Origin of the sequence: Nonomuraea thailandensis (assembly GCF_024172165.1) — a bacterium.
Taxonomy (GTDB): domain Bacteria; phylum Actinomycetota; class Actinomycetes; order Streptosporangiales; family Streptosporangiaceae; genus Nonomuraea; species Nonomuraea thailandensis.
On sequence record NZ_JAMZEB010000002.1, the window covers coordinates 7,315,604 to 7,338,295 of the forward strand.

At 73.1% G+C, this 22,692-nt stretch carries 21 protein-coding genes; 10 read left to right on the top strand and 11 right to left on the bottom strand.

Going from position 1 to position 22,692, the window contains the following annotated elements:
• Positions 1-30: 30 nt before the first annotated feature.
• Positions 31-2,205: an alpha-ketoacid dehydrogenase subunit alpha/beta gene (locus HD597_RS37345; protein WP_253748525.1), complete on the bottom strand. Its 2,175-nt coding sequence runs from the start codon at positions 2,203-2,205 to the stop codon at positions 31-33.
• A gap of 90 nt (positions 2,206-2,295) precedes the next feature.
• Between HD597_RS37345 and HD597_RS37350 the strand changes: the two genes are divergently transcribed.
• The 4 genes from HD597_RS37350 to HD597_RS37365 are packed head-to-tail and all read left to right on the top strand — an operon-like array spanning position 2,296 to position 6,056.
• Positions 2,296-2,787 (top strand): VOC family protein, encoded by a 492-nt coding sequence (locus HD597_RS37350; RefSeq protein WP_253748527.1) that lies wholly within the window; start codon positions 2,296-2,298, stop codon positions 2,785-2,787.
• Positions 2,774-3,415 (top strand): GntR family transcriptional regulator, encoded by a 642-nt coding sequence (locus tag HD597_RS66150; protein ID WP_253748529.1) that lies wholly within the window; start codon positions 2,774-2,776, stop codon positions 3,413-3,415. Before HD597_RS37350 ends, HD597_RS66150 begins: the two co-directional genes overlap by 14 nt.
• On the top strand, positions 3,412-3,861 hold the full coding sequence (locus tag HD597_RS37360; protein ID WP_253748531.1) for a (2Fe-2S)-binding protein: 450 nt from the start codon (positions 3,412-3,414) through the stop codon (positions 3,859-3,861). Before HD597_RS66150 ends, HD597_RS37360 begins: the two co-directional genes overlap by 4 nt.
• A 38-nt stretch (positions 3,862-3,899) precedes the next feature.
• A complete protein-coding gene (locus HD597_RS37365) occupies positions 3,900-6,056 on the top strand; it encodes a xanthine dehydrogenase family protein molybdopterin-binding subunit (protein WP_276083119.1) in 2,157 nt (718 codons plus the stop codon).
• Positions 6,057-6,062: 6 nt separating this feature from the next.
• Here the strand turns inward: HD597_RS37365 and HD597_RS37380 are convergent, their stop codons facing one another.
• From HD597_RS37380 to HD597_RS37410, 7 genes are read right to left on the bottom strand one after another with little or no spacing between them, the layout of a single operon-like run.
• A complete protein-coding gene (locus HD597_RS37380; protein ID WP_253748533.1) occupies positions 6,063-7,301 on the bottom strand; it encodes a M24 family metallopeptidase in 1,239 nt (412 codons plus the stop codon).
• Positions 7,298-8,209, bottom strand: coding sequence for an NAD(P)-dependent oxidoreductase (locus tag HD597_RS37385; protein ID WP_253748535.1), 912 nt, complete (start codon positions 8,207-8,209; stop codon positions 7,298-7,300). Before HD597_RS37385 ends, HD597_RS37380 begins: the two co-directional genes overlap by 4 nt.
• The gene (locus HD597_RS37390; protein WP_253748538.1) at positions 8,206-9,276 is read right to left on the bottom strand and encodes an alpha/beta hydrolase family protein; all 1,071 of its coding nucleotides are present in this window, start codon (positions 9,274-9,276) and stop codon (positions 8,206-8,208) included. The genes HD597_RS37385 and HD597_RS37390 overlap by 4 nt, the downstream gene beginning before the upstream one ends.
• Complete coding sequence (locus HD597_RS37395; RefSeq protein ID WP_253748540.1) at positions 9,213-9,989, bottom strand: ABC transporter ATP-binding protein; 777 nt, start codon at positions 9,987-9,989, stop codon at positions 9,213-9,215. Before HD597_RS37395 ends, HD597_RS37390 begins: the two co-directional genes overlap by 64 nt.
• The gene (locus tag HD597_RS37400; RefSeq protein ID WP_253748542.1) at positions 9,990-11,753 is read right to left on the bottom strand and encodes a branched-chain amino acid ABC transporter ATP-binding protein/permease; all 1,764 of its coding nucleotides are present in this window, start codon (positions 11,751-11,753) and stop codon (positions 9,990-9,992) included. It abuts the gene before it with no gap.
• Positions 11,750-12,628: a branched-chain amino acid ABC transporter permease gene (locus HD597_RS37405; protein WP_253748544.1), complete on the bottom strand. Its 879-nt coding sequence runs from the start codon at positions 12,626-12,628 to the stop codon at positions 11,750-11,752. Before HD597_RS37405 ends, HD597_RS37400 begins: the two co-directional genes overlap by 4 nt.
• A gap of 5 nt (positions 12,629-12,633) precedes the next feature.
• Positions 12,634-13,860, bottom strand: a complete 1,227-nt coding sequence (locus tag HD597_RS37410; RefSeq protein WP_253748546.1) for an amino acid ABC transporter substrate-binding protein — start codon at positions 13,858-13,860, stop codon at positions 12,634-12,636.
• A 120-nt stretch (positions 13,861-13,980) separates the two neighbouring features.
• Between HD597_RS37410 and HD597_RS37415 the strand changes: the two genes are divergently transcribed.
• The 3 genes from HD597_RS37415 to HD597_RS37425 all read left to right on the top strand — a co-directional run bounded on the left by HD597_RS37415 (position 13,981) and on the right by HD597_RS37425 (position 17,510).
• Positions 13,981-14,985: a substrate-binding domain-containing protein gene (locus HD597_RS37415; RefSeq protein ID WP_253748548.1), complete on the top strand. Its 1,005-nt coding sequence runs from the start codon at positions 13,981-13,983 to the stop codon at positions 14,983-14,985.
• Positions 14,982-16,016 (top strand): LacI family DNA-binding transcriptional regulator, encoded by a 1,035-nt coding sequence (locus tag HD597_RS37420; RefSeq protein WP_253748550.1) that lies wholly within the window; start codon positions 14,982-14,984, stop codon positions 16,014-16,016. Before HD597_RS37415 ends, HD597_RS37420 begins: the two co-directional genes overlap by 4 nt.
• A 69-nt stretch (positions 16,017-16,085) precedes the next feature.
• Positions 16,086-17,510 (top strand): multicopper oxidase family protein, encoded by a 1,425-nt coding sequence (locus tag HD597_RS37425; RefSeq protein WP_253748552.1) that lies wholly within the window; start codon positions 16,086-16,088, stop codon positions 17,508-17,510.
• Between the two features lies 1 nt (position 17,511).
• On the opposite strand, the gene fmdA is transcribed toward HD597_RS37425, so the two are convergent.
• Both fmdA and HD597_RS37435 read right to left on the bottom strand, forming a co-directional pair.
• Positions 17,512-18,759 carry a formamidase gene (gene fmdA / locus HD597_RS37430; protein ID WP_253748554.1) on the bottom strand — a complete coding sequence of 416 codons (1,248 nt, stop codon included), beginning with the start codon at positions 18,757-18,759 and terminating at the stop codon, positions 17,512-17,514.
• Positions 18,760-18,780: 21 nt separating this feature from the next.
• Entirely contained in the window at positions 18,781-19,062 is a 282-nt protein-coding gene (locus HD597_RS37435) for an FmdB family zinc ribbon protein (RefSeq protein WP_253748556.1), read from the bottom strand.
• A gap of 124 nt (positions 19,063-19,186) precedes the next feature.
• Between HD597_RS37435 and HD597_RS37440 the strand changes: the two genes are divergently transcribed.
• On the top strand, positions 19,187-19,903 hold the full coding sequence (locus HD597_RS37440) for a TetR/AcrR family transcriptional regulator (RefSeq protein WP_253748558.1): 717 nt from the start codon (positions 19,187-19,189) through the stop codon (positions 19,901-19,903).
• 3 nt (positions 19,904-19,906) lie between these two features.
• Here HD597_RS37440 and HD597_RS37445 read toward each other — a convergent pair whose 3' ends face one another.
• Positions 19,907-20,551, bottom strand: coding sequence for a GOLPH3/VPS74 family protein (locus HD597_RS37445; protein WP_253748560.1), 645 nt, complete (start codon positions 20,549-20,551; stop codon positions 19,907-19,909).
• A 117-nt stretch (positions 20,552-20,668) separates the two neighbouring features.
• Between HD597_RS37445 and HD597_RS37450 the strand changes: the two genes are divergently transcribed.
• Positions 20,669-22,072, top strand: coding sequence for an APC family permease (locus HD597_RS37450; protein WP_253748562.1), 1,404 nt, complete (start codon positions 20,669-20,671; stop codon positions 22,070-22,072).
• The gene (locus HD597_RS37455) at positions 22,072-22,620 is read left to right on the top strand and encodes a GOLPH3/VPS74 family protein (RefSeq protein WP_253748564.1); all 549 of its coding nucleotides are present in this window, start codon (positions 22,072-22,074) and stop codon (positions 22,618-22,620) included. The genes HD597_RS37450 and HD597_RS37455 overlap by 1 nt, the downstream gene beginning before the upstream one ends.
• Positions 22,621-22,692: the final 72 nt, after the last annotated feature.

Below are 22,692 nucleotides of genomic sequence, written 5' to 3' on the forward strand. Positions count from 1 at the left end.
GCACAGGCCGCCCGATCAAGGGGTGAGCTCTCAGCCCGCCATCTCCGCGAGCTTGGCCGCCACTTCCTCCTCCCGGGCGATGGCCGCCCGCTCCAGCACCTTGCTGATGCTCGGCGACGCCTCCCCGCCCGTCACCCGCTGCACCGGCTGCTCCAGCCAGTCGAAGAACCGCCGGTGGATCTCGTCCGCCAGCCATCCCCCGTACGACGGGCCCACCGGCCCCTGCTCGGCGATGAGCACGTTGTTCGTCTTCCTGACGCTCGCCCCGACCGTCTCCCAGTCCAGGCTCGCCCGGTCCAGCCAGCGCAGGTCGATCACCTCGGCGTCCACCCCGGACGCCTCGGCCGCCCGCAGCGCGTACATGGTCATCGCCAGGTACGTCAGCACGGTCACCCGCGAGCCCGCCCGCCGCACCCGGGCCCGCCCGACCGGGATGCAGTAGTCCAGGTCGTCGACCGGGCACTCCCCCGTGGAGCCGTACAGGTCGACGTGCTCCAGCACCACCACCGGGTCGCGGCAGAGCAGCGCGCTGTTCATCAGGCCCACGTAGTCGAACGGCGTCGCCGGCGCGGCGATGCGCCAGCCCGGCGCGGTGGCGAACAGGCCCGCCGGGTCCATGGAGTGCTGGGAGCCGTAGCCGGTGCCCATGGCGACCTTGCTGCGCAGGACCAGCGGCATGGCGTCGCCGCCGCCGTACATGTGCCTGGCCTTGGCGATCTGGTTGAAGAGCTGGTCGGCGGCGACCCACATGAAGTCGGCGTACATGAGCTCGACCACGGGCGTGCAGCGCCCGTCGGAGGCGATGCCGCCGGCCAGGCCGGTGAAGGCGTTCTCGCTGATGGGGGTGCCGAGCACGCGGCCGGGGAAGGCCTCCATGAGGCCTCTGGTGGCGCCGTTGGTGCCGCCGTTGAGCCGGTGCACGTCCTCGCCGAGCACGACGATCGACGGGTCGGCCCGCATCCGCCGGGCCATCACCCCGGACACGGCGTCGATGAACCTGCGCTCGGCCAGCTCCCCGGTGAACGTGTCGCGGTCGGCCAGGCGCGCGCCCTCGAACTCCGAGAGGTCGCCGCGCACGCCCACGTGCGCGAAGCCCGGGTCGGGCCACTGCGCCGGCTTGATCCGGCGCCGGCCGGAAGTGCCGCCGGGAAGGGGTTCGAGCAGCTCCGCGCCGACCTCCGCCATCAGCTCCTTCGCGCGTGCGGTGGCCGCCGCGACCCCGGCGCGGTCGAGCAGGCCGCGGCGGGCGAGGTGGCCCGCCAGGCGCCCGATCGGGTCCCGGGCCCGCCACTCCCGCTCCTCCTGCTTGCTCCGGTAGCCGAACGCGCTGCCGGGGAAGGGGCCGTTCTGGTGGAAGTAGCGGTAGACGTCGGCCTCGACCAGGGTGGGGCCCTCGCCGGCCCGCATGTGCGCGATCGCCTCGCGCATGACCAGCCAGACGGCCAGCGGGTCCATGCCGTCCACCTTCCAGCTCGGCACGCCGAAGCCGGGGCCGCGCGCCGACAGCCTCGGCTCGGCGGTCGCCTCGGCCACGCCGGTGGAGACGGCGTAGCGGTTGTTCTCGACGAAGAAGCAGAGCGGCAGCTTCCACGCGGCGGCCAGGTTGAGCGTCTCCAGGGTGGAGCCGATGTTGGCGGCCCCGTCACCGAAGTAGGTCACCGCGACCGCTCCGGTTCCCGCGCGCCGGTGCGCCCACGCCGACCCCGCCGCGAACGGCACGCCGCCGCCGACGATCGCGTTCGTGCCGATGGCGCCGGCCTCCTTCCAGCGCAGGTGCATGGAGCCGCCGCGGCCGTGGCTGAAGCCGCGGTCCAGGCCGCAGATCTCGGCCAGCGTGCGCAGCAGCACCTCCCGGACCTCCGGCGAGAAGCCGGCGGCCGGGTCGATGCCCTTCGGCTCCACGTGCGCCAGCGCCTTGGCCAGGAACTGGTGGTGCCCCCGGTGGGAGCCGTTGACCGTGTCGCCGGGGGCCAGCGGCAGGATCGAGCCGACCGCGCCGCCCTCCTGGCCGATGCTGGAGTGGGCCGGGCCGTGCACCAGGCCCGACCTGGCCAGGTCGAGCACGTACTCCTCGAACGTCCTGATCAGCAGCAGGTGGCCGAGCATCGTGGTCAGCAGCCGCGGGTCGGCGGCGTCCCAGTCGCCGTCGGTGGCGGCGACCTCGACCCAGGGGGCGGGCGGTTCGAGCCTGTGATGCCGGGGCATTCCTCAGCGTTACACGCTTTGGATCCGAAGAACAGCCCTGGGCGGCCTCACGCGGGCGGCGTAGGCTGTTTTGGATCCAAAGGAGGATCGATGAGCGGACTTCCGGGGTTGAGCCGGCTGGACCACATCGGCTTCACGGTGCCGGACCTGGAGCAGGCCAGGGCGTTCCTGGTGGACGTGCTCGGCTGCGAGTACCTGTACTCGCTCGGCCCCTTCCGCCACGACGACTCGGCGTGGATGCGGGAGCGGCTCAACGTGCACCCGCGGGCGGTGATGGAGCGGCTGCACTTCTTCAGGTTCGGCGAGCGGACGCTGTTCGAGGTGTTCCAGTACTCGGCGCCCGGGCAACGCTCGCACGTGCCCAGCAACAGCGACGTCGGCGGGCATCACGTGGCACTGTGCGTGCAGGACCTCGACGCGGCCGTGGCCTACCTGCGCGAACGGGGGATACGGGTGCTCGGGGAGCCGTCGGCCAGCATGGGGCCGGTCCCGGGGAAGCGATGGGTGTACTTCCTGGCGCCTTGGGGAATGCAGTTCGAGCTGGTCTCGTACCCGGGAGCGTTCGATCGTGCGGGCGCCTGAGAGCCAGCGGGTGGCCGAGCATCTGCGCGAGGCCATCCTGAGCGGCGCGATCGCGCCCGGCGAGCGGATCCGGCAGGAGGAGCTGGCCGAGCGGCTCGGCGCCAGCCGGCTGCCGGTGCGCGAGGCGCTGCGCATGCTGGAGGCGGAGGGGCTCACCGAGCACCATCCGCGCAGGGGCGCCCGGGTGCCCAGGCTCGGCATGCACGAAGTGGAGGTGATCTATCAGATGCGCGAGCGGCTCGAACCTCTCGCCCTGGCCGAGAGCATCCCGCGGCTGACCGGCGACGATCACCGGCGGCTGGGGGAGATCCAGGACAGGATCGAGGCGAACAGCGATCTCGGCGAGTTCCTCGTGCTGGATCGCGAGTTCCACCTGCTGACCTATTCGGGGTGCGCGATCGAGCAGCTCTCCGGCATGGTCGTGCGGCTGTGGAACGCCACGCAGCACCACCGGCGGGCGTTCATGCGGCTGACGGGGCCGGCGCGGCGGTGGGTGGTCAACGCCGAGCACCGGCTGCTGCTCGACGCGATCGAGCGGCGCGACGCCGTGGACGCCGAGCGGTGCCTGAGCGGGCACATCAGGCGGACACGGGTCGAGCTGTGCCGGCATCCCGAGGTGTTCGCGTGATCCGGCTGACCGTCAACGGGGCTCCCGCCGAGGTGGCCGCCGATCCCGGCACGCCGCTGCTGGACGTGCTGCGCGGGGAGCTCGGGCTGGTGGGCACGCGGTTCGGGTGCGGGGTCGGCCTGTGCGGGGCCTGCTTCGTGCTGCTCGACGGGGTGGTGACGGCCGCCTGCGACACGCCGCTGTCGGCGGCCGAGGGGCGGTCGGTGGTGACGGTCGAGGGGCTCGCGCCGGGGGACGAGCTCCACGCGGTGCAGCGGGCGGTGCTGGAGGAGCAGGCGGGGCAGTGCGCGTACTGCCTGTCGGGGATCATGGTCAGCGCCGCGGCGCTGCTGGCCCGCGATCCCCGGCCGGACGAGGAGGCGGTGGTGGCGGCTCTGGACCGCAACCTGTGCCGGTGCGGGGTGCAGCGGCGAGTGGTGCGCGCGGTGCTGAAGGCGGCCGAGTGATGGCGCCGCCGACAGGCCAGGACGCTGAAGGCGGCCGGATGGTGGGCTCACAGGCCGCCGAGGGCCGGAGGGCTGAGGGGGACCGGATCATGGGCTCGCCGCCCGGTGCGGGCCAGGGGATGGTGCTCGTCTCGGACGACGGCGCGGTCTCGGTGCGGGACGACGGCGTGATCTTCGTGCGGCTGGGGAAGGTCGAGCTCGGGCAGGGGGTGCTCACGGCACTGGCCCAGATCGCGGCCGACGCGCTGGGCGCCGACCTGGGGCAGGTGCGGATGCTGGCCGCCAGCACCACCGCGGGCCCCGACGAGGGGATCACGGCGGGCAGCAGGTCGATCTCGCACGCGGGGCCGCCGCTGCGCGAGGCGTGCGCCCGCGTGCGGGCCGCCTGCGCGGCCGAGGCCGCCCGCCGCTGGGGAGTCTCCCCCGCCGAGGTCACGGTACGGCGCGGCGAGTTCCGCAGCGGGGATCGCACGGCGACCTACGCCGAGCTCGCGCCCGTGGCCGACGCGCTGACGGCGGGACCTCCCACGGACACCCTCCAAGCCGCCACCCTCCAGGCCGCTCTGGAGGCCGGGTCGTCGCCGGCCGAGGAGCCGGTGTTCGTGGGCGTCAGCGTGCCGCGCCTGGACCTGCCCGACAAGATCGCCGGACGGCCCCGGTTCGTCCACGACCTGCGCCTGCCCGGCCAGCTCTACGGCCGGGTCCTGCGCCCGCCCTCTCCCGCCGCCCGCCTGACCGGCCTCACCCCGCTCCCGGACCTCCACGTCGTACGGGACGGCTCGTTCGTCGGGGTGCTGGCCGAGACGGAGGCGGCGGCCGACCGGGCCCTGGCCCGCCTGAGCAAGGTCTGCGAGTGGGAGGAGCACGACACCCTCCCCGACGAACACGACCTGCACACGTTCCTGCGCCGGGGCCCGCACGAGACGATCACCGTCAGCGCGCCGGCCGACGCCCCGCCCGCGGGCGAGCCGCACACGGCCACCTACAGCAGGCCGTTCCTCGCCCACGCCTCGATCGCCCCCAGCTGCGCCGTCGCCCGCTGGAACGGCGACGGCGACCTGGAGGTCTGGAGCCACACGCAGGGCGTGCACCCCCTGCGCAGGGCCCTGGAGCGGATCCTGGGAGCCGAGGTCGAGGTGCACCACGTGGAGGGCGCGGGCTGCTACGGCCACAACGCCGCCGACGACGTGGCGCTCGACGCCGCGCTGCTGGCCCGCGAGGCGGGCGGCAGGCCGGTGCAGGTGCGCTGGAGCAGGCGCGACGAGCTCACCTGGGCCCCGTTCGGCTCGGCCATGTCGGTGGACGTGGCGGCGGTGGTGGACGAGGCGGGCCTGGTGCGCTCCTGGCGGTACGACGTGTGGAGCCAGGGCCACCTCAGCCGCCCCGGCTACGCCGGAGGGGTTCCCGGCCTGCTCGCCGGCGCCCACCTGGAGCGGCCGTGGGCGTACCCGGCGGCGGTGGACCCGTCGCCGCAGGGAGGCTCGGGCATGGCGCGCAACGCGGTGCCGATCTACGACTTCCCGCGGATGGAGATCACCGGGCACCGCGTGCTGGAGACGCCCATCCGGTCGTCGGCGCTGCGCTCGCTGGGCGCGTTCATGAACGTCTTCGCCATCGAGTCGTTCATGGACGAGCTGGCGCTGGCCGCGGGGATGGATCCGCTGGCGTACCGGCTGGCCCACCTGAGCGACCCCCGCGCCCGGACGGTGCTGGAGCGGGCGGCCGACATGGCGGGGTGGGGCGGGCCGGAGCTGGGGCTGGGGTTCGCCAGGTACAAGGGCGTCGGCGCGTACTGCGCGGCGGTGGCGCAGGTGGAGGCCGAGCAGGACGTGCGGGTGCGCCGCCTGACCATCGCCGTGGACGTCGGCCAGGTGGTCAACCCCGACGGCGTGCGCAACCAGATCGAGGGCGGCGCCACCCAGGCGGCGAGCTGGACGCTGAAGGAGCGGGTACGGTTCGACCGGCGGGCGATCACCAGCGGCGACTGGGAGAGCTACCCGATCCTGCGCTTCTCGGAGACGCCCGAGGTGGTGGTGGAGCTGGTCGAGCATCCGGGCACGCCGTCGGCGGGCGCGGGCGAGGCGGCGCAGGGCCCGGTGGCGGCGGCCGTCGCCAACGCGCTCGCCGCGACGCTCGGCGTCCGGATCCGCGACCTCCCGCTGGACCGCGAGGCGGTGCTGAGGGCCATTGCGTAGGCCCGTCTAATAGGCACCGGCCACGATCAGCTCCTTCGCGGGGAACAACGTCAGCACCCGGTACCCCTCAGGTGTCACCACGACCTCCTCCTCGATCCGGGCGGCCGAGAACCCGTCGCTCGCCGGGCAGTACGTCTCCAGCGCGAACACCATCCCGGCCCGCAGCTCGATCGGCTCGCGCATGCTGTTGAGCCGCGAGATGATCGGCCGCTCATGCAGCCCGAGCCCCAGCCCGTGCCCGAACTGCAGCCCGAAGGCCGCCATCTCGTCCTCGAACCCGAACTCGGCCGCCCGCGGCCACACCGCGGCCACCTGGTCGGTGCCCACCCCCGGCTTGATCATGGCGATGGAGGCGTCCATCCACTCGCGGGCCCTGACGTACGCCTCCCGCTGCGAGGCCGTCGCGCTGCCCACGCCGAACGTGCGGTAGTAGCACGTCCGGTAGCCGTTGTAGGAGTGGATGATGTCGAAGAACGCCTGGTCACCGGGCCTGATGAGGCGGTCGGAGAAGTTGTGCGGATGCGGGTTGCAGCGCTCGCCGCTCACCGCGTTGACGGCCTCCACCTGGTCCGAGCCCATCTCGTAGAGGCGCTTGTTGACCAGGGCGACGATCTCGTTCTCGCGGACGCCGGGCTTGAGCGCCTCGACGACGTCCTGGTAGACGCCGTCCACCATGGCGGCGGCCTGCGTGAGCAGCATGATCTCGTCGGGCGACTTGATGACGCGGGCGTCCAGCATGAGCTGCTGGCAGTCCACCACGCGCAGGCCCTGGCGCTGCATCTCGAACAGGAACGGCGGCTCCACGATGTCCACGCCGACGGGCTCGCCCGCCAGCCCGGCCTCGGCCAGCAGGCCCTTGATCGTGCGGACGGCGTCCGCCATCAGGCCGGCCGTGGGGGCGATGGCGCCGCGCAGGCCCAGCATGCCCGCGTGGCAGTCGGCCGGGTCCAGCCACGGGCTGTGCAGGCGGTGGTGGCGGGCGGCCGAGCCGAAGTCCCACAGCCGGGGCGGGCCGCCCCGGGCGAGCAGGGCGTACCTGGTCATCTTGTCGCCGAGGGCGCCGCCGATCCAGGTCTGGGTGACGTACCTGATGTTGTAGAAGTCGAACAGCAGGAACGCGCCGCACTCGCTGCCGGCCAGCGCTGCGCGGGCGCGGCCGAGACGGTGGGCCCGCAGGCGGTCGAAGTCGACGCGCTGCTCGTAGTCGACGCCCATGTGGCCGGGGGCGGGCAGCGGCGCGCTCATGAGCCGAGCCCGTCGTCCACGGCCACGTCCTCGGGCTTGAGCTCCAGCCCGGAGGCGGCCGCCTGCAGGTCGAGCAGGATGGCGAAGTCCTCGCCGGTCCTGCCGGTGCCGACGGCGGCCTGCACGAGCTGCGCGGTGAGCGCGGTGACCGGCATGGGCACGCCGAGCTCGCCGGCGGCGGCCAGGCCCAGGTCGAAGTCCTTGCGCAGGAGGACGGAGGTGAAGGTGGGCGTGTAGTCGAGATGCACGAACGCGGGCGACTTGTAGCGGGTGAACGGCGAGCCGACGACGCTGTCGTTCAGGAACTCCAGGAAGGCGTGGCGGGTCACGCCGCCCTTCTCGGCCAGCACGGTGACCTCGGCGAGCGTCTGGGCGACGACGCCGAGCAGCAGGTTGTGCGCGATCTTCACCAGGCGGGCGGTCTCGCCCTCCCCCGCGTACGTGGCCGACCTGCCCAGCCGGGCGAGCAGCCCGGACACCCGGTCGTACGTCTCGCGCGGCCCCGAGCAGACGAAGCTGAGCAGCCCGGCCCTGACGACCTTGGCGTTGCCGCTGACCGGCGCGGCCAGGAACCCGGTGCCGTGCCGCGCGCAGGCCGCCCGGGCGGCGGCCGACGCCTCGGCGGAGACGGTGGAGCAGTCGACGACCACGCCGGGGCCCGGGCCGCCCGCGAGCAGCCCGTCGAGCACCTCGGTCAGGTCGCCGGAGGCGGCGACCGTGCTGAAGACGACGTCGCGGTCGCGCAGGGCGGCGACCGTGCCCACCACCTGGGCGCCGTGCTCGCGCAGCGGCTCCGCCCTGGCCCGCGTGCGGTTCCACACGGCCAGGTCCACCCCGGCCAGGGCCAGCCGCTCGGCCATGGCGTAGCCCATGCGGCCGGTGCCGATCCAGCCTGCTGTCTGAGTCATCGTGTCGTGCCTTTCAGCCGCTGGGCCAGCCAGTCGGCGGTGTAGGGGCGGTGCCAGGGGGTGAGGTTGGCGCAGCCGTGGTTGCCCTCTTCGAGCATGAGCAGCTCGCTGTCGCCGCCCGTGGCGGCGGCCAGCCGCTCGGCCTGCCGCCAGGGGATGAGCCGGTCCTCGCGGCCGAACACGACCAGCAGCGGCGCGTTGATCGCCGACGCGGTGCCCTCCAGGGTGAGGGTGTAGGCGATGCGCCGGGCCTCCTCCTGGGTGGGGGCGCCCGCCCGTACGCGGAAGGTCTCCCTGGTCAGCTCGGGCAGGCAGCTCCAGCAGTCGCCGAAGTCGTACGGCCCGGCCAGCGCCACGCACGCCTTGACCCGCTCGCCCTCGGCCGCCGCCACCCTGGGCGCGTAGTAGCCGCCCAGGCTGACCCCCCAGACGCCCAGCCGGGAGGCGTCGATCCCCGGCTCGGCGGCCAGCGCGTCGAGCAGCGCCCCGCCGGGCTCCGACCAGTCGGCCCTGATCGGCAGGTCGTACTCGGCCTCGCCCTGTCCCGGCCCGTCCACGGCGAACGTGGCCAGCCCGCGTTCGAGAAAGAGCTGCTCGACCACCCGGTGCTCCTCCTTGGCCGAGTCGAGCCCGGACAGCATGAGGACGGCGGGATGCGGCCCCGGGCCCGGGGGCAGCCGGAGCACGCCGACGAGCGTGCCGCCCGCGAAGCCGATCTCGATCCGCCGGCCGGGCGGCGACAGGTGGGGCAGGGCGTCGTCGAGGCAGGCCACGGCCCGCCGGTGGGCGCGGCGCATCTGGTCGAGGTCGGCGGTGAAGACGAACTTGGCGAAGTGGAAGTAGAGCGCGGCCTGGGCCAGGTGCTGCCCGGCCGACAGCAGCCGCCCGGTGGCCAGCGCCTGCCTGCCGAGCCGTTCGTGCTCGGCGGCGACGGCCCACCAGGCGGAGCACCAGCCGTCCCAGGTGTCCAGGTCGCGGGTGATGCGCCGGAGGTCGCACGCGGTCACGCCGTTGGCGGTGAACCGGGGTCCCCAGTGCGCGATGGCGGAGGCGACTCGCTCGTCCACCGTGTACCACCTCCCAGGTAGAGCGACGCGATCTCGGGGTCGTCCCGGACGGCGGCGGCCGTGCCGGTCAGGCGGACCCGGCCGCCCTCCATGACCACGCCGTGCGTGGCCAGGCCCAGGCCGAGCCGGACGTTCTGCTCGACGAGCAGCACGGTGGCGCCGCCCTGGCTGAGCTGCTGGATGACCTCGGCCACGCCGGCCAGCCCGCGCGGGTCCAGGCCCAGCGACGGCTCGTCGAGCAGGATGAGGCGCGGGTCGAGCATGAGGCAGCGGGCGATCTCGACCAGGCGCCGCTGGCCGCCGCTGAGGTTGCCGGCGTGCTCGCGGGCCCGCTCGGCGACGATCGGCAGCCGCTGCTTGACCTGGTCGAGGCGCTCGCGCAGCAGCTTCCTGTCCTTGCGGATGAGGTAGCCGCCCATCAGCACGTTCTCCTGCACGGACATGGCGGGGAACAGGGCGTGCGACTGCGGCACCTGGGCGATGCCGCGGCGCAGGATCTCGCCGGGGGCGCGCCCGCCGATGGGCTCACCGTCCATCCGGACCTCGCCCTCGGTGGGGGCGAGCAGGCCGCTGATGACCCGCAGCACGGTGGACTTGCCCGCGCCGTTCGGGCCGACCACGCAGGTGATCGTGCGCTCGGCGCACTCGAGGTCCACGCCGCGCAGCACGCTGCCGCCGCCGTAACCCGCGACCACCGCCTTGAGCTGCAACATCTATCTCACCGCCGGAGTCCAGTCGGCCCCCAGGTACGCCTCCAGCACCGCGGGGTCCTCCCTGACGCGCTCCGGCGGCCCCTCGGCGATCACCCTGCCGCCCGCGAGCACCGCGACCGGATCGCACAGGTCGAGCACGAGCGGGATGTTGTGCTCGACGACCAGGAACGTGACGCCGGCCGCGTTCAGCTCGCGGATCACCTCGGTGATGCGGCCGAGCAGGCTGGGGTTCACGCCGCCGGCGGGCTCGTCGAGCAGGATCAGCCGGGGTTCGAGCATGAGGACCTGGGCCAGCTCGACCAGCTTCTGCTGCCCGTACGACAGCGCGCCCGCGGGCTGGGCGGCGAAGCGGCCGAGCCCGACCAGGCCGAGCAGGTCGCGGGCGCGCTCGGCCTCGTGGCCGCGCACGGCGCCGGACAGCATGGTCCTCCAGCGCGAGTCGGCCAGCGGGGCGACCACGTTCTCCTGCACGGTCAGGTCCGGGAACAGCCTGGTCACCTGGTACGACCGGCCCAGCCCGAGATGGCAGCGCCGCCAGGGCCGCAGCCCGTCGATGCGCCGCCCGTCGAGCCTGATCTCGCCGGAGTCGGCCGGCAGCCCGCCGGTGATCAGGTTGAACAGTGTGGTCTTGCCCGATCCGTTGGGCCCGATCAGCGCCGTGATCGTGCCCTGCCGCACATCGAGGGAGACGTCGTCCACCGCGACCAGGCCGCCGAACCGCTTGGAGACGCCGCGCAGCGACAGCAGCACCTCGCCGCCCGCGGGCCGCTCGGGCAGGCGCTCGCGCACGGACGACACGGCCGGCTGCTCGATGTACTCGACCGGCGCCGGGCGCCTGCGCCGCCACCACTCCCCCACGGTCGGCAGCAGCCCCCTGGGCAGGAACAGCACGACCAGCACCAGCGCGCCGCCGAACAGCAGCACCCGCGACTGCGCGCCGCCCGCGTGGACGGTGGCCGCCTCGCTGACCAGGTTCACCAGGAACGCGCCCACCACCGGCCCGTACAGGGTGCCGCGACCGCCGGCCAGCGCGGCCAGCACGATCGTGACGCTGCCCAGGATGGCGAAGGAGCCGACGGGGTTGATGAAGGTGAGGTAGTAGGCGTGGACGCCGCCGGCCACGCCGATGAAGCAGGCGCTGGCCGCGTACGCGACGATCTTGAAGCGGGTGGTGTCGACGCCGATGGAGGCGGCCTTGCCCTCGTCCTGCCTGATGGCGAGCAGCCCCGTGCCGAGCTTGGTGCGCCGCAACCACGCGCTGAACAGCACCGTGAGCACGAGCAGCAGGAGGAAGGCGTAGTAGAAGGGGATGTTCTGGAAGTCGCGGTGCCAGAACGGCAGCTCCAGGGTGATCCCGTCGGAGCCGCGCGTCAGGTCCCTGGAGTTGACCGCGACGATCTGCGCCGCGAGCAGCATCGCGATCGTGATGATCACGAACGCGTGACCGCGGGTGCGCAGCACGACCGAGCCGATGGCCACCGCGGCCACGGTCGCGACGACGCCGCCGAGCGGCGCCACCCACAGCGGGTTCACGCCCCAGCGCAGGGCGAGGATGCCCACGGTGTACGACCCCAGCCCGAGGAACATGCTGTGCCCGAGCGAGACGTAACCGGCGTACCCGGAGATGATGTTCCAGCTCGTCGCCTGGATCGCCAGCAGGAACCCGAGCAGCAGCACCGCCTGCGGGTACGGCTGCCACGGGTTGACCACGGGATAGAGGAGCAGCACGGCCAGGCAGGCGCCCGCCACGGCGTGGGCCTTCATGCGGCGTCCTCCCGCAGCCGCGCCCCGAACAGCCCCTGCGGCCTGACCAGCAGCACCGCCATGATCACCAGGTAGAAGACGAGCGTGGACCAGCCGAGCGAGCCGTACGTCGCGGTCAGCGTCTCGGCCAGCCCGAGGATCATCGCCCCCGCCACCGCGCCGGGCAGGCTGCCGAGCCCGCCGAGCACCACGATGCCGAGCAGCCGGGAGATCCACTCGTAGTGGGAGGCGGGGAAGAACGGGTAGAGCACCGACAGGATGGAGCCGCCGACCCCGGCCGTGGCGCTGCCGATCGCGAACGCCAGCGCCGCCGTGCCCGCCGCGCCCACCCCCACCAGCGCGGCGCCCGACGGGTTCTGCGTGGCCGCCCTGATCGCCCGTCCCGTCCAGGTCCTGTTGAGCACGACGTGCAGCACCACCAGCACCCCCGCCGCCGCCAGGAACCCGAACACCTGCGCCTTCGGCAGCGCGATGGCCCCGGCCGTGAACGACTCCTCGAAGTACGACGGCCCGGCCGACTTGAACTTGTTGCCCGCCGTGAGGTTCAGCACCCCCTCGATGACCAGCGCGAGCCCGAACGTCAGCAGCACCGACATGGACGGCGACGCCCCGCGGATCCGCGAGACCAGCAGCCGGTACGCCAGCCACCCGAACCCGAACATCATGGGCGTGGTCACCAGGGACGCCACGATCGGGTCGATCCCGCTCCGGTTCCACAACCACCAGGTCACCATCGCCACCAGCACCAGGAACGCGCCCTGCGCCACGTTGATGATCCGCATCACCCCGAAGATCAGCGTCAGCCCGGACGCCATGAGCGCGTAGACGCCGCCGATCAGCAGCCCCAGCGCGACCGCCTGCACGAAGTGCGCCATCGGGGTCACTTCCAGCCGGGCTTGGGGTTCACCACGGTCCTGGTGGTCGCCAGCTCGGGCGGCCCGACCACCTCGACCTTGCCGCCCTGCCACTGGGCCAGCAGGAAGCTGCCCTCGGGCTCGCCGTTGTCCTTCCAGCTCAGCGGGCCGAGCAGGGTCTGCACGGTGTTCGCGTGCAGCCAGTCCCTGATCTTGTCCTGGTCGACCGCGCCGACCGCCTCCACCGCGGCCTGCAGCACCTGCGCGGCGGCGAACGCGTCGGCGGCGTCCTCGGCGGGGGCCGCGTCGTGCGCCTTCCTGTACGCGGCGACGAACTCGGCGTTCAGCGGCGTGGACGCCTTCTCGTTCCAGCTCACCGTGTAGAAGACGCCCTCGGTGCTGGTCACGCCGACGCCGTCGCTGTACTGGCTGGAGTTGCTCGGCGCGGACGTCTGGAACAGCAGCTTCGGCGAGAAGCCGAGCTGCTTGAGCGAGCGCACCAGGCCCACGCCGTCCTCGAACACCGCGCCCTGCGCCACCAGGTCGGGCTTCCTGCTGGCCAGCGTGCTGGCGACGCTCTGGAAGTTGGTGGTGTCGGCGGGGTAGACCTCGCTGTGGACGGTCCGCACGCCGAGCGCCTCCAGCTGCTCCTGCATCGACTTGATGACCGGCAGCGCGAACGGGTCGTCCTGGCTGGGGTAGGCCGCCGTCCTGGGGCGCTCGTCCTCCGGCAGCGACTTGATCCAGTTCACGAACACGTCGGCCTGGCGGGGCGCGGTGGCCGGCTGGGCGAAGAACAGGTACCGGAAACCCCGCGTGAACATGTCGGGGGCGCCGCCCGCCGGCTCCACGAACACCATGCGGTTCTTCTCCGCCACCGCGGAGGCCGGGTAGTTCAGCAGCGAGGAGAACGTGCCCAGCAGCAGGTCCACCCGGTCCTGCGTGATCAGCTTGGTGTAGTCGGCGACCACCGTGTCCTGGTTGCTGGCGTCGTCGACGATCTTCAGCTCGACCTGCCTGCCCAGGACGCCGCCCTTGGCGTTGACCATGTCGCGCCAGATCTCGTAACCGCGCTTGGCCTCGCTGCCCGGCTGCGCGAAGTCGCCGGTCAGCGGGAGCGAGACGCCGATGACGAGCGGCGCGGCCGTCTCGCCCGCCCGCGTCTCGGACGGGCGCTGCCCGCAGGCCGCCGCCAGAGCCAGGGCGGCCACCATCGCGATCGTCAGGGCCAGGCGGGCAGGTTGGGCGGTCATGAGCCCTCCTTCGATGGGCTTCCCCCGCAAACGATTGCGCTGCCCTGGAGCATCCGTGCGGAAGCGGTTACTGTCAAGGCTCGGGTGTCCAGGTGCAAACGAGTGCACGCGGGAGGGGCCATGAGACGTGAGCCGCTGACGGTGGGCGTCTTCAGCCCGTCCGTGCTGCTGCGCGCCGGGCGGCGGCTCGGCCTGGTCGATGCCGGGGTGCGCGAGGAGCCCGTGGCGTCCTCGCCCGCCCAGTTCGCCGCCCTCCTCGCCGGGGAACTCGACGCCGCGCTGACGAGCCCGGACAACGCCATCGCCCACCGGTACGTGCGGGGCGACCCGCTCGACGTGCGCATCGTCTCGGCCGTGGACCGCGGGCTCGGGCTGGCGCTCTACGCCCGTCCGGGCCTGGCGTCGGCGGCGGAGCTGAAGGGGCGGGTGGCGGGGGTGGACGTGCCGGACTCGGGGTTCGCGTTCGCGCTCTACGCGGCGATGGAGGCGGTGGGGCTGTCGCGCGGCGACTACCGTACGGTCGCGCTCGGGGCCACGCCGCGCCGGCTTGAGGCGCTGCTGGGCGGCGGCTGCGCGGCCACCATGCTGAACGCCGGCTCCGACCTGCGCGCCGAGGACGCGGGGGCGGTGCGGCTGGCGGGGGTGCCGCGACCGTACCTGGGGACCGTGCTGTGCGCGCTGGGCACCTCCCTGGACGGCCCGCGCGGCGTCACCCACGGCGGCGCCCCGGACGGCACGCACGGCATCACCCACGGCGTCACCCACGGCGGCGCCCCGGGCGGCGTGTGGGCGCTCGCGGCGGGGCTGCGTGAGACCGCGCGGGTGATCCTGGCCGGTGACGCCGACGACGTCGTCGCCGAGGAGGCCGCGGCGGCCCTGCGCCTGCCGCCCGGCACCGCGCTGCGCTACCTGGGGCGGCTGAAGGACCCCGACGAGGGGCTGGTGGCGGACGGCCGCGCCGATGCGGCGTCGCTGTCCACGGTGCTCGGCCTCCGCCGCCGCCACGGCACCGCCCCCGACCCCGACCACGACCAGGACCACGACCACGACCACGACCTGATCATCAGAAGCCTGCTCGCCGGTGGCCCGCCGGACGGCGGCCCGCTCGACCGGGGTGGCCGATGACCCACCCGGACCCGCCGCCCGCCCCCACCCTGCGCGACGTCGCCGAGGCCGCCGGCGTCCACGCCGCCACGGCCTCGCGCGCGCTCAACCCGAAGACCCGCCAGCAGATCAGCGCCGAGACCGCCCGCCGTGTCATGCGGGCCGCGCAGGCGCTCGGCTACCAGCCCAACTCGGTGGCCCGCAGCCTCAAGACCTCCCGCACGGGCACGGTCGGCCTGGTGATCCCCGACCTCACGAACCCGCTGTTCCCCCCGATCGTGCGCGGCGTGGAGAGCGTGCTGGAGTCCGGCGGCTACCACGTCTGGATCGTCAACACCGACAACGACGCCGAACGCGAGCACGCGAAGATCGAGTCGCTCCGCGCCCGCCAGGTCGAGGGCCTGATCATCGCCACCGCCCGCCTGGAGCACCCCTTGCTGCGGCGGCTCCACGAGCAGGGCGTCCGCATGGTGCTGATCAACCGCCAGGTCGAGCACCTGAGCCTCCCCGCCGTGACCGGCGACGACGCCACCGGCGTGGCCGCCGCCGTACGCCATCTCGCGGGCCTCGGCCACACCAGGATCGCCCACCTGTCCGGCCCCCTCAGCACCTCGACCGGCAGGGTACGCGCGCAGGCGTTCCGGCACGCCGTGCGCGACCTCGGCCTGCCCGGCGACCTGGTGGTGGAGTGCGCCCACTGGAGCGAGAGCGACGGGGCCGCCGCGCTGCGCGCGCTGCTGACGCGGGACGCGGCGTTCACGGCCGTCGTGGCGGGCAACGACCTCATCGCGCTCGGCTGCTACGACGTCTTCGCCGAGCGCGGCCTGTCCTGCCCGGGCGACGTGAGCGTGATCGGCTTCAACGACATGCCGTTCCTGGACAAGCTGCGCCCGCCGCTGACCACGGTCGCGGTGCCGCATCACGAGCTGGGCGCGGAGGCGGCCCGGATGCTGCTGGACTGCCTCGGCGACCCGGGCCGCCCGGCGCGCACGCTGCTGCTCCCGGTGTCCCTGGTCGTGCGCGGCTCCACGGCCCCGCCAGGAGCTGGTTGATCTTCCGCGTGGCGCGGCACCTTTTTGATCACTCTCCGTTACCTTGCCAGGTGAATGGGGGGATCCGCAGTGAATGGTTCGTATCGGGGTTTGTCCCGCCGGTCGTTCGTGACCGGCATGTTCGCCGCGCTGGGGAGCGCGGTCCCGGTGGCGGCGGGCGCCGCGACCGGGAAGCCGCATCGGGGCACGGTCCTGCGGGCCAAGCCCGCGCAGGTCTCGATCGGCCCGCGCACCGTCACCACCTGGACCTACGACGGGCGGCTCCCCGGCCCGCGCATCGAGGCCACGGCCGGCGGCCTGGTCCGCGCCAAGCTGGTCAACGGCCTGCCCGCGGACACCACCGTGCACTGGCACGGCATCAGGCTCGACGCCCGCATGGACGGCGCCCCCGGCTACACGCAGAAGGCGGTGCCGCCGGGCGGGACGTTCGACTACGTGTTCACCGTCCCCGATCCGGGCACGTACTTCTACCACTCGCACGTCGGCATGCAGAACGACCGCGGCCTGTACGGCACGCTGATCGTGGCCGACCCGCACGAGCCGCTCGGCTACGACGAGGAGTTCACGGTCGTGCTGGACGACTGGGTGGACGGCGTGGGCGGCACCCCGGACGAGGCGCTGCGGCGGCTGAACGCCAGCACCGCCCACGACGACACCCTGCGCAGCACCCTGCTCGGCGGCGTCGTGGGCGAGCTGCGCCATCCGTACCATCTGATCAACGGCCGGGCGGCGGAGACGCCGGAGGTGTTCGTCAGCAAGCCGGGGCGGCTCGTCAGGTTCCGGGTGATCAACGCGGCGGCCGACACCGCGTTCCGGGTGGCGCTGGGCGGCCACCGCATGGCCGTGACGCACACCGACGGGTTCCCGTGCGCGCCGGTCACCGTGGACACGTTCCTCATCGGCATGGGCGAGCGCTACGACTTCCTCGTCCGGCTCGGCGACGGGGCCTTCCCGCTGGTGGCGGAGGCGGAGGGGAAGCGGGCGCGGGCGTTCGCGATCGTGAGCACCTCGCACCGCGCGCCGGCCCCCCGCAGCGACGTGCGGCTGCGCGAGCTGACCCAGCGCATGCTGAGGTACGCCGACCTCAGGTCCCGGCAGGCGGACCTGCTCCCGCGCCCGTCGAGGAGCGTCACCGTGACGCTCGGCATGCGCCCGTCAGGCAACGAGTGGACGCTCAACGACCGCCTGGCCGCCGACCCGATGCGGCTGCGCGTGGAGCGCGGCGAGACGATCAGGATCGTGCTCGACAACCAGTCGCCCATGTGGCACCCGATGCACCTGCACGGCCACACCTTCCAGGTGCGGACGTCGTCGGGCCCGCAGGGGCCGCGCAAGGACACCGTGAACATCCTGCCGCGCGAGCGCCTGAACATCGACGTGCACGCCGACAACCCCGGCGAGTGGATGTTCCACTGCCACAACCTCTACCACCAGGAGCAGGGCATGATGGGCACGCTCGGCTACGGCCCCGAGACGCGGAAGATGAAGCACTGAGTCAGGTGCTCACCGCGCACGACCCCCGGTCGGCGCGGCGCGGCCCCTCCGCGGTGGGCCGGATGTCGAAGTCGAAGATGGCGGTGGGCAGATAGAGCGTGCAGCAGGCGTTCGGGATGTCCACCACGCCGCTCAGCCGCCCCTCGACCGGGGCGGCGCTGATCAGCAGGTACGCCTGCTCGCCGCTGTAGCCGAACTTCTTGAGGTACTCGATCGCGTTCAGGCACGCGTTGCGGTAGGCGACGGTGGCGTCGTTGTAGAGGTTCGTGTCGGTGCCGTGGTCCACCGAGATGCCGATGAACGACAGGAACTCGGTGTAGCGCGGCTCGACGTTGCCCGGCATGAAGATCGGGTTGGTGGTGACGCCGTACTTCTCCATGCCGCCCTTGATGAGGTCCACGTGGAAGTCCACGAACCCGCCCATCTCGATCGCGCCGCAGAAGCTGATCTCGCCGTCGCCCTGGCTGAAGTGCAGGTCGCCGCCTGACAGCAGGGCGCCGGGCACGTGCACGGGGTAGAAGACGCGGGCGCCGCGGGTGAAGTTCTTGATGTCGTGGTTGCCGCCGTTCTCCCTGGCGGGGACCGTGCGCGCGCCCTCCCGGCCGACCCGCTCCAGCTCTGGGCCCTTCAGCGTGCCGGCCAGCACGCCCTGCTGCAGCGGCGGCAGCGCGAGCGGCGGCACCCGGCCGGGGTCGGTGTCGATGAGCGCCTGCTCCCTGGCGTTCCAGCGGGCGAGCAGGCCGGCGGAGGGCGCGGTGCCGAACAGGCCGGGGTGGGTGATGCCGGTGAAGCGCACGCCCGGGATGTGGCGGGAGGTGGCCTGCTGGCCGTGGAAGTCCCAGACCGCCTTGTACGCCTGCGGGAAGTGGTCGGTCAGGAACCCGCCGCCGTTCTCCCTGGCGAAGATCCCCGTGTATCCCCATCCCTCGCCGGGCGCGGCGCCGGCGGACTGCGGCACGGGGCCGAGGTCGAGGATGTCGAGGACGAGCAGGTCGCCCGGCTCCGCGCCCTCCACCGCGATGGGGCCGCTGAGCATGTGGCAGACCGACAGGTCCACGTCGCGCACGTCGTTCGCGGAGTCGTTGTCGCCGATCTGCCCGTCGGTCCACTCCCTGCACTCGACGCGGAACTCCGACCCGGGCCGCACGCTCGCGGCGGCCGGGATGTCGGGATGCCAGCGGTTGTGCCCGGGGACCAACTGGGCGGCCATGGACAGGGTCTGGTCGACGCTGAAGACGACTTCCGGCATGGGACGGCCCTCCTTGGGGCGTCAAGGGCGGGGCAGGCCCGCCCAGCGGGGGTCCGGCGGTGGCGCGGGCCGGCTGCGGGCAGCGGGAACGTGCCGCACCACCTGTGGTTCGTGGGCGGCGGCCTCCTGCGCCTGCCGGGCGCGGCCCTCGGCGGCGGGGGTGCGGGCCAGGAGCGGTGGCGTGTACCGGCGGGGGGCCGGCGCTCCGCAGGCGGCGCACGGCTCGGCGGGCCCGGCCGTGCCGATCGGCCTGCGCACCTCGAACGGGCCGCAGTCCGCGCAGTGGTAGGCGTACGTCGCCACGAGGCCGTCACCTCCGCGGGGTCGTACAAGGAATCTAGTGCGCAGGAGGTTCCGGTCAAGACCGCGTCCGATGTACGCATACAGCGCACGCTGTGCGCTAAGCTGGGCGAAGAAAGGAGCCCTCATGGCCGAAGACGACAAGCAGATCCCCTCGGTGTGGGCCCGCCCGCGCAAGGAGCGCCAGCAGCCGCTGCTCACCCGCGAGAGCATCGTGGCAGAAGCGGTGCGCCTGCTCGACGAGGAGGGCGCCGACAACCTCAGCATGCGCCGCCTGGGCAGCCGGCTCGGCGCCGGGGCCACCTCGCTCTACCGCCACGTGGCCAACAAGGACGAGCTGCTGGAGCTGGCGCTCGACGCGGTCTACGGCGAGCTGCCGCTGCCCGACACCGGCGAGTGGCGGGCGACGATGACCGAGGTGGGCCGCGGCCTGCGCGCGACGATCCTGCGCCACCCGTGGCTGGCCGCCAAGCTCGGCGAGGCGGGGCTGGCCTATCTCGGGCCCAACGTGCTGCGGCAGAGCGAGTTCATGCTCGGCGTCATGGAGGACGCCGGGTTCCCGCCGGCCGAGGCCGACCAGGCGGTGACCACGGTCACGGCGTACGTGGTGGGGGTCTCGACCAGCGAGGCCGCCTGGCTGTCCATGGTCGCGCGCAGCGGGCAGAGCGAGCAGGAGTGGACCGAGAGGCTGTGGCCCGCGGCCGAGCGGGCGGTCCAGGACTACCCGCGCCTGCGTGCCCGCTACGCCGCGCAGCAGGGCGCCGACACCTCCGGCAGCAACGAGGACACCTTCGAGTACGGGCTCCAGCGCGTCCTCGACGGCCTCCAGACCCGGCTCGGCTGAGCGTCAGCCGGCCAGGCCGCCGCCCGTGGCCAGCTTGCCGACGCTCTCGCCGGCGGCCTGCTTGAACGCCGCCGCGACCAGGCCGCCCAGCCGGTCGCGGGCGGCCAGCTCGGCCGCCCGCCGGCGGTCCGCCTTCGGCAGCGCCTTGGCGACGAGCCGCGCGGCGTGCGCCAGCGAGACGAGCGCCACCGTGCGTCGGTCGGGCTCGGCCGCCCCCGGCTCCAGCGCGGCGAGCACGCGCCGGCGTACCGACTCGCGGGCCGCCGGGTCGGCCTCGGGGAACACCTCCTCCTTGAACACCTTCAGGTACGTCCGGACCTCGGCGGTGACCGCGCCGCGGCGGGCGAGCCGCTCCAGCAGGCGCGCCCGCCTCTCGGGCGTGTACATGGCGGGCCACCACTCCTCGAACGCGGGCGGCTGCTCGCGCATCGAGAGCCGGTCGAGAGCGGGGTCGAGCTCGGCGTCACCGGCGGGAGCGGGATCCGTCACGACGATCCGCCCGTCCCGCAACTCGATCCTGGCCATGATCATCAGCTCGGCGAGCACGCCCGCGCTGAGCGTGTAGTCAAGCAGCTCCAGGTTGACCAGCGGCTTGCCCTTCGGCGTGTAGCCGAGCAGCAGAAGTTCTTCGGCGATGAGCAGGTCCATGCCCTCCAGACTGGCGCATCGGCACGCCCGCGGCGCTCTTGCGAGGCGGCCCCGGGCTGCGAAAGGATCTCGGGATCGAACCCCCCGCCCCTTGCATGACGACTGGAGAGGCCTGTCGTGCGCACACAACAGAACATTGAGCAGTTCGGTTACCGGCAGGAGTTACGTCGCGGGGTCGGGCTGACCGATCTCGTGTTCTACGGCCTGGCGTTCATGGTGCCCATCGCGCCCTTCGCGATCTTCGGCACCGTCTATGCGGCATCCGGCGGCATGCCGGTGCTGGCCTACCTCGTCGGAATGATCGCGCTGCTGTTCACCGCCGCGTCCTACACGCAGATGGTGAAGGCGTTCCCCCTGTCGGGCTCGGTCTACAACTACGCCGGGCGCGGCATCGCCCCGCCGGTCGGGTTCATGACCGGATGGATGATCCTGCTGGACTACATCCTCGTCCCGTGCCTGCTCTACCTCGTGGCGTCCATGGCGATGCACAACAGCGTGCCCGACGTGCCCGTCTGGGTCTGGCTGGTCATCTTCGTGGCCGTCAACACGGTGATCAACCTGCGCGGCATCCGGATGACGGTCAAGCTCACCCGGATCATGATCGTGTTCGAGCTGGCGGTGCTGGCGCTGTTCCTCCTGATCGGCCTCTGGGCGCTGCTCCAGGGCAGGGGCAGCGGCTTCAGCCTCTCCCCGCTGTTCGACGCGGGCTCCTTCTCCTGGCCGGTGCTGTTCGCGGCGGTGTCGGTGGCCGTCCTGTCCTTCCTCGGCTTCGACGGGATCAGCATGCTGGTGGAGGAGTCCACCGGCGGCTCGGCCCAGGTGGGCAGGGCCATGCGGGTGGCGCTGCTGCTGGCGGGCGTGCTGTTCATCGTGCAGGTCTGGGTCGCCGCCCTGCTCGTGCCCGACCCGGCGGGGCTGCTGAGCCGGCCCAGCGACACGGCCTTCTACGACGCGGCCGCCGTGGCCGGCGGCGAGTGGCTGCGGCACGTCACCACGTTCGCCACCGCGCTGTCGTGGGGGCTGGTCAACACGATGGTCGCGCAGGTGGCGGTCTCGCGCCTGCTGTACGCGATGGCGCGCGACAGGCAGCTCCCGTCGTTCCTGGCCAAGGTGTCGGTCAGGCACTCCGTGCCCGCCAACGCCATCATGCTGGTCTGCCTGCTGTCGCTCGGCGTCGGCATCTGGATGTCCACCCGCGAGGACGGCGTCACCCTGCTGTCCAGCCTGATCAACATCGGCGCCATGGTGGCGTTCGTCGTCCTGCACGTGTCGGTGATCGTGCACTACTCGCTGCGCAACGGGTCGGACAAGGTGTGGTCGCACCTGGTCGCGCCGCTGATCGGGGCCGGCATCCTGGTCTTCGTCGTGATCAACGCGAACGTGCTGGCGCAGGTGCTCGGCCTGGTCTGGCTCGGCCTCGGCGTCCTGGTGCTGATCACCCTGTACGCGCTCGGCCGCCCCCCGGCGCTGATGGGCATGTCCGAAGGGCCCGACCGGCTGAAGCGGAGTGTCCCCGACTGATGGACCGGTTGCCGCTCCACCACGACCTGTACCTGATCGCCCACGACCAGGCCGGCAGGCTGCTCATCCACCAGTCGTCGCTGGCGCTCGGGCTGGCCGGCGCCGCCCTGCTCGACCTGCTGCTCACGGGCCGGCACGCGCCCGCCGACCCCAGGTCGGAGCTCAAACGGGCGGCGGCGGACGGCGTCTACGACCGCACCCGCGAGGGCCTGCTCGACTCGGGGGTGCTCGTCCGGGTGAGCAGGCGGCGCATGGGCGTGCTGCCGTACACGCGTTACCAGCTCGCCGACATCGCCTCGGTCGTGCGGGCCTCCTCGGGGGTGCGCTCGGCGGTCGAGGGCTGGAAACCGCCCGACGCGCGCTGCGCCGGGCTGTGCGGGCTGGTGGCGGTGCTGCGGCTGGAGTCGGAGCTCTACCTCGACCAGCCGGGCAACCAGCTCGTCGCCCGGCTGCGCGAGATCGCCGCGGCGGCGGGACCGCCCGTCGCCGAACTGGTGGAGATCGTGGACACACTGGTCGCCGAGGCGGCCCTCGCCGTGTACCGCTGACCGCTTTGCCGCACTACATGGACGATGCCCCTTATGCGAGTTACGCTCCGCTGGCTGACAGTCGGGGGACCA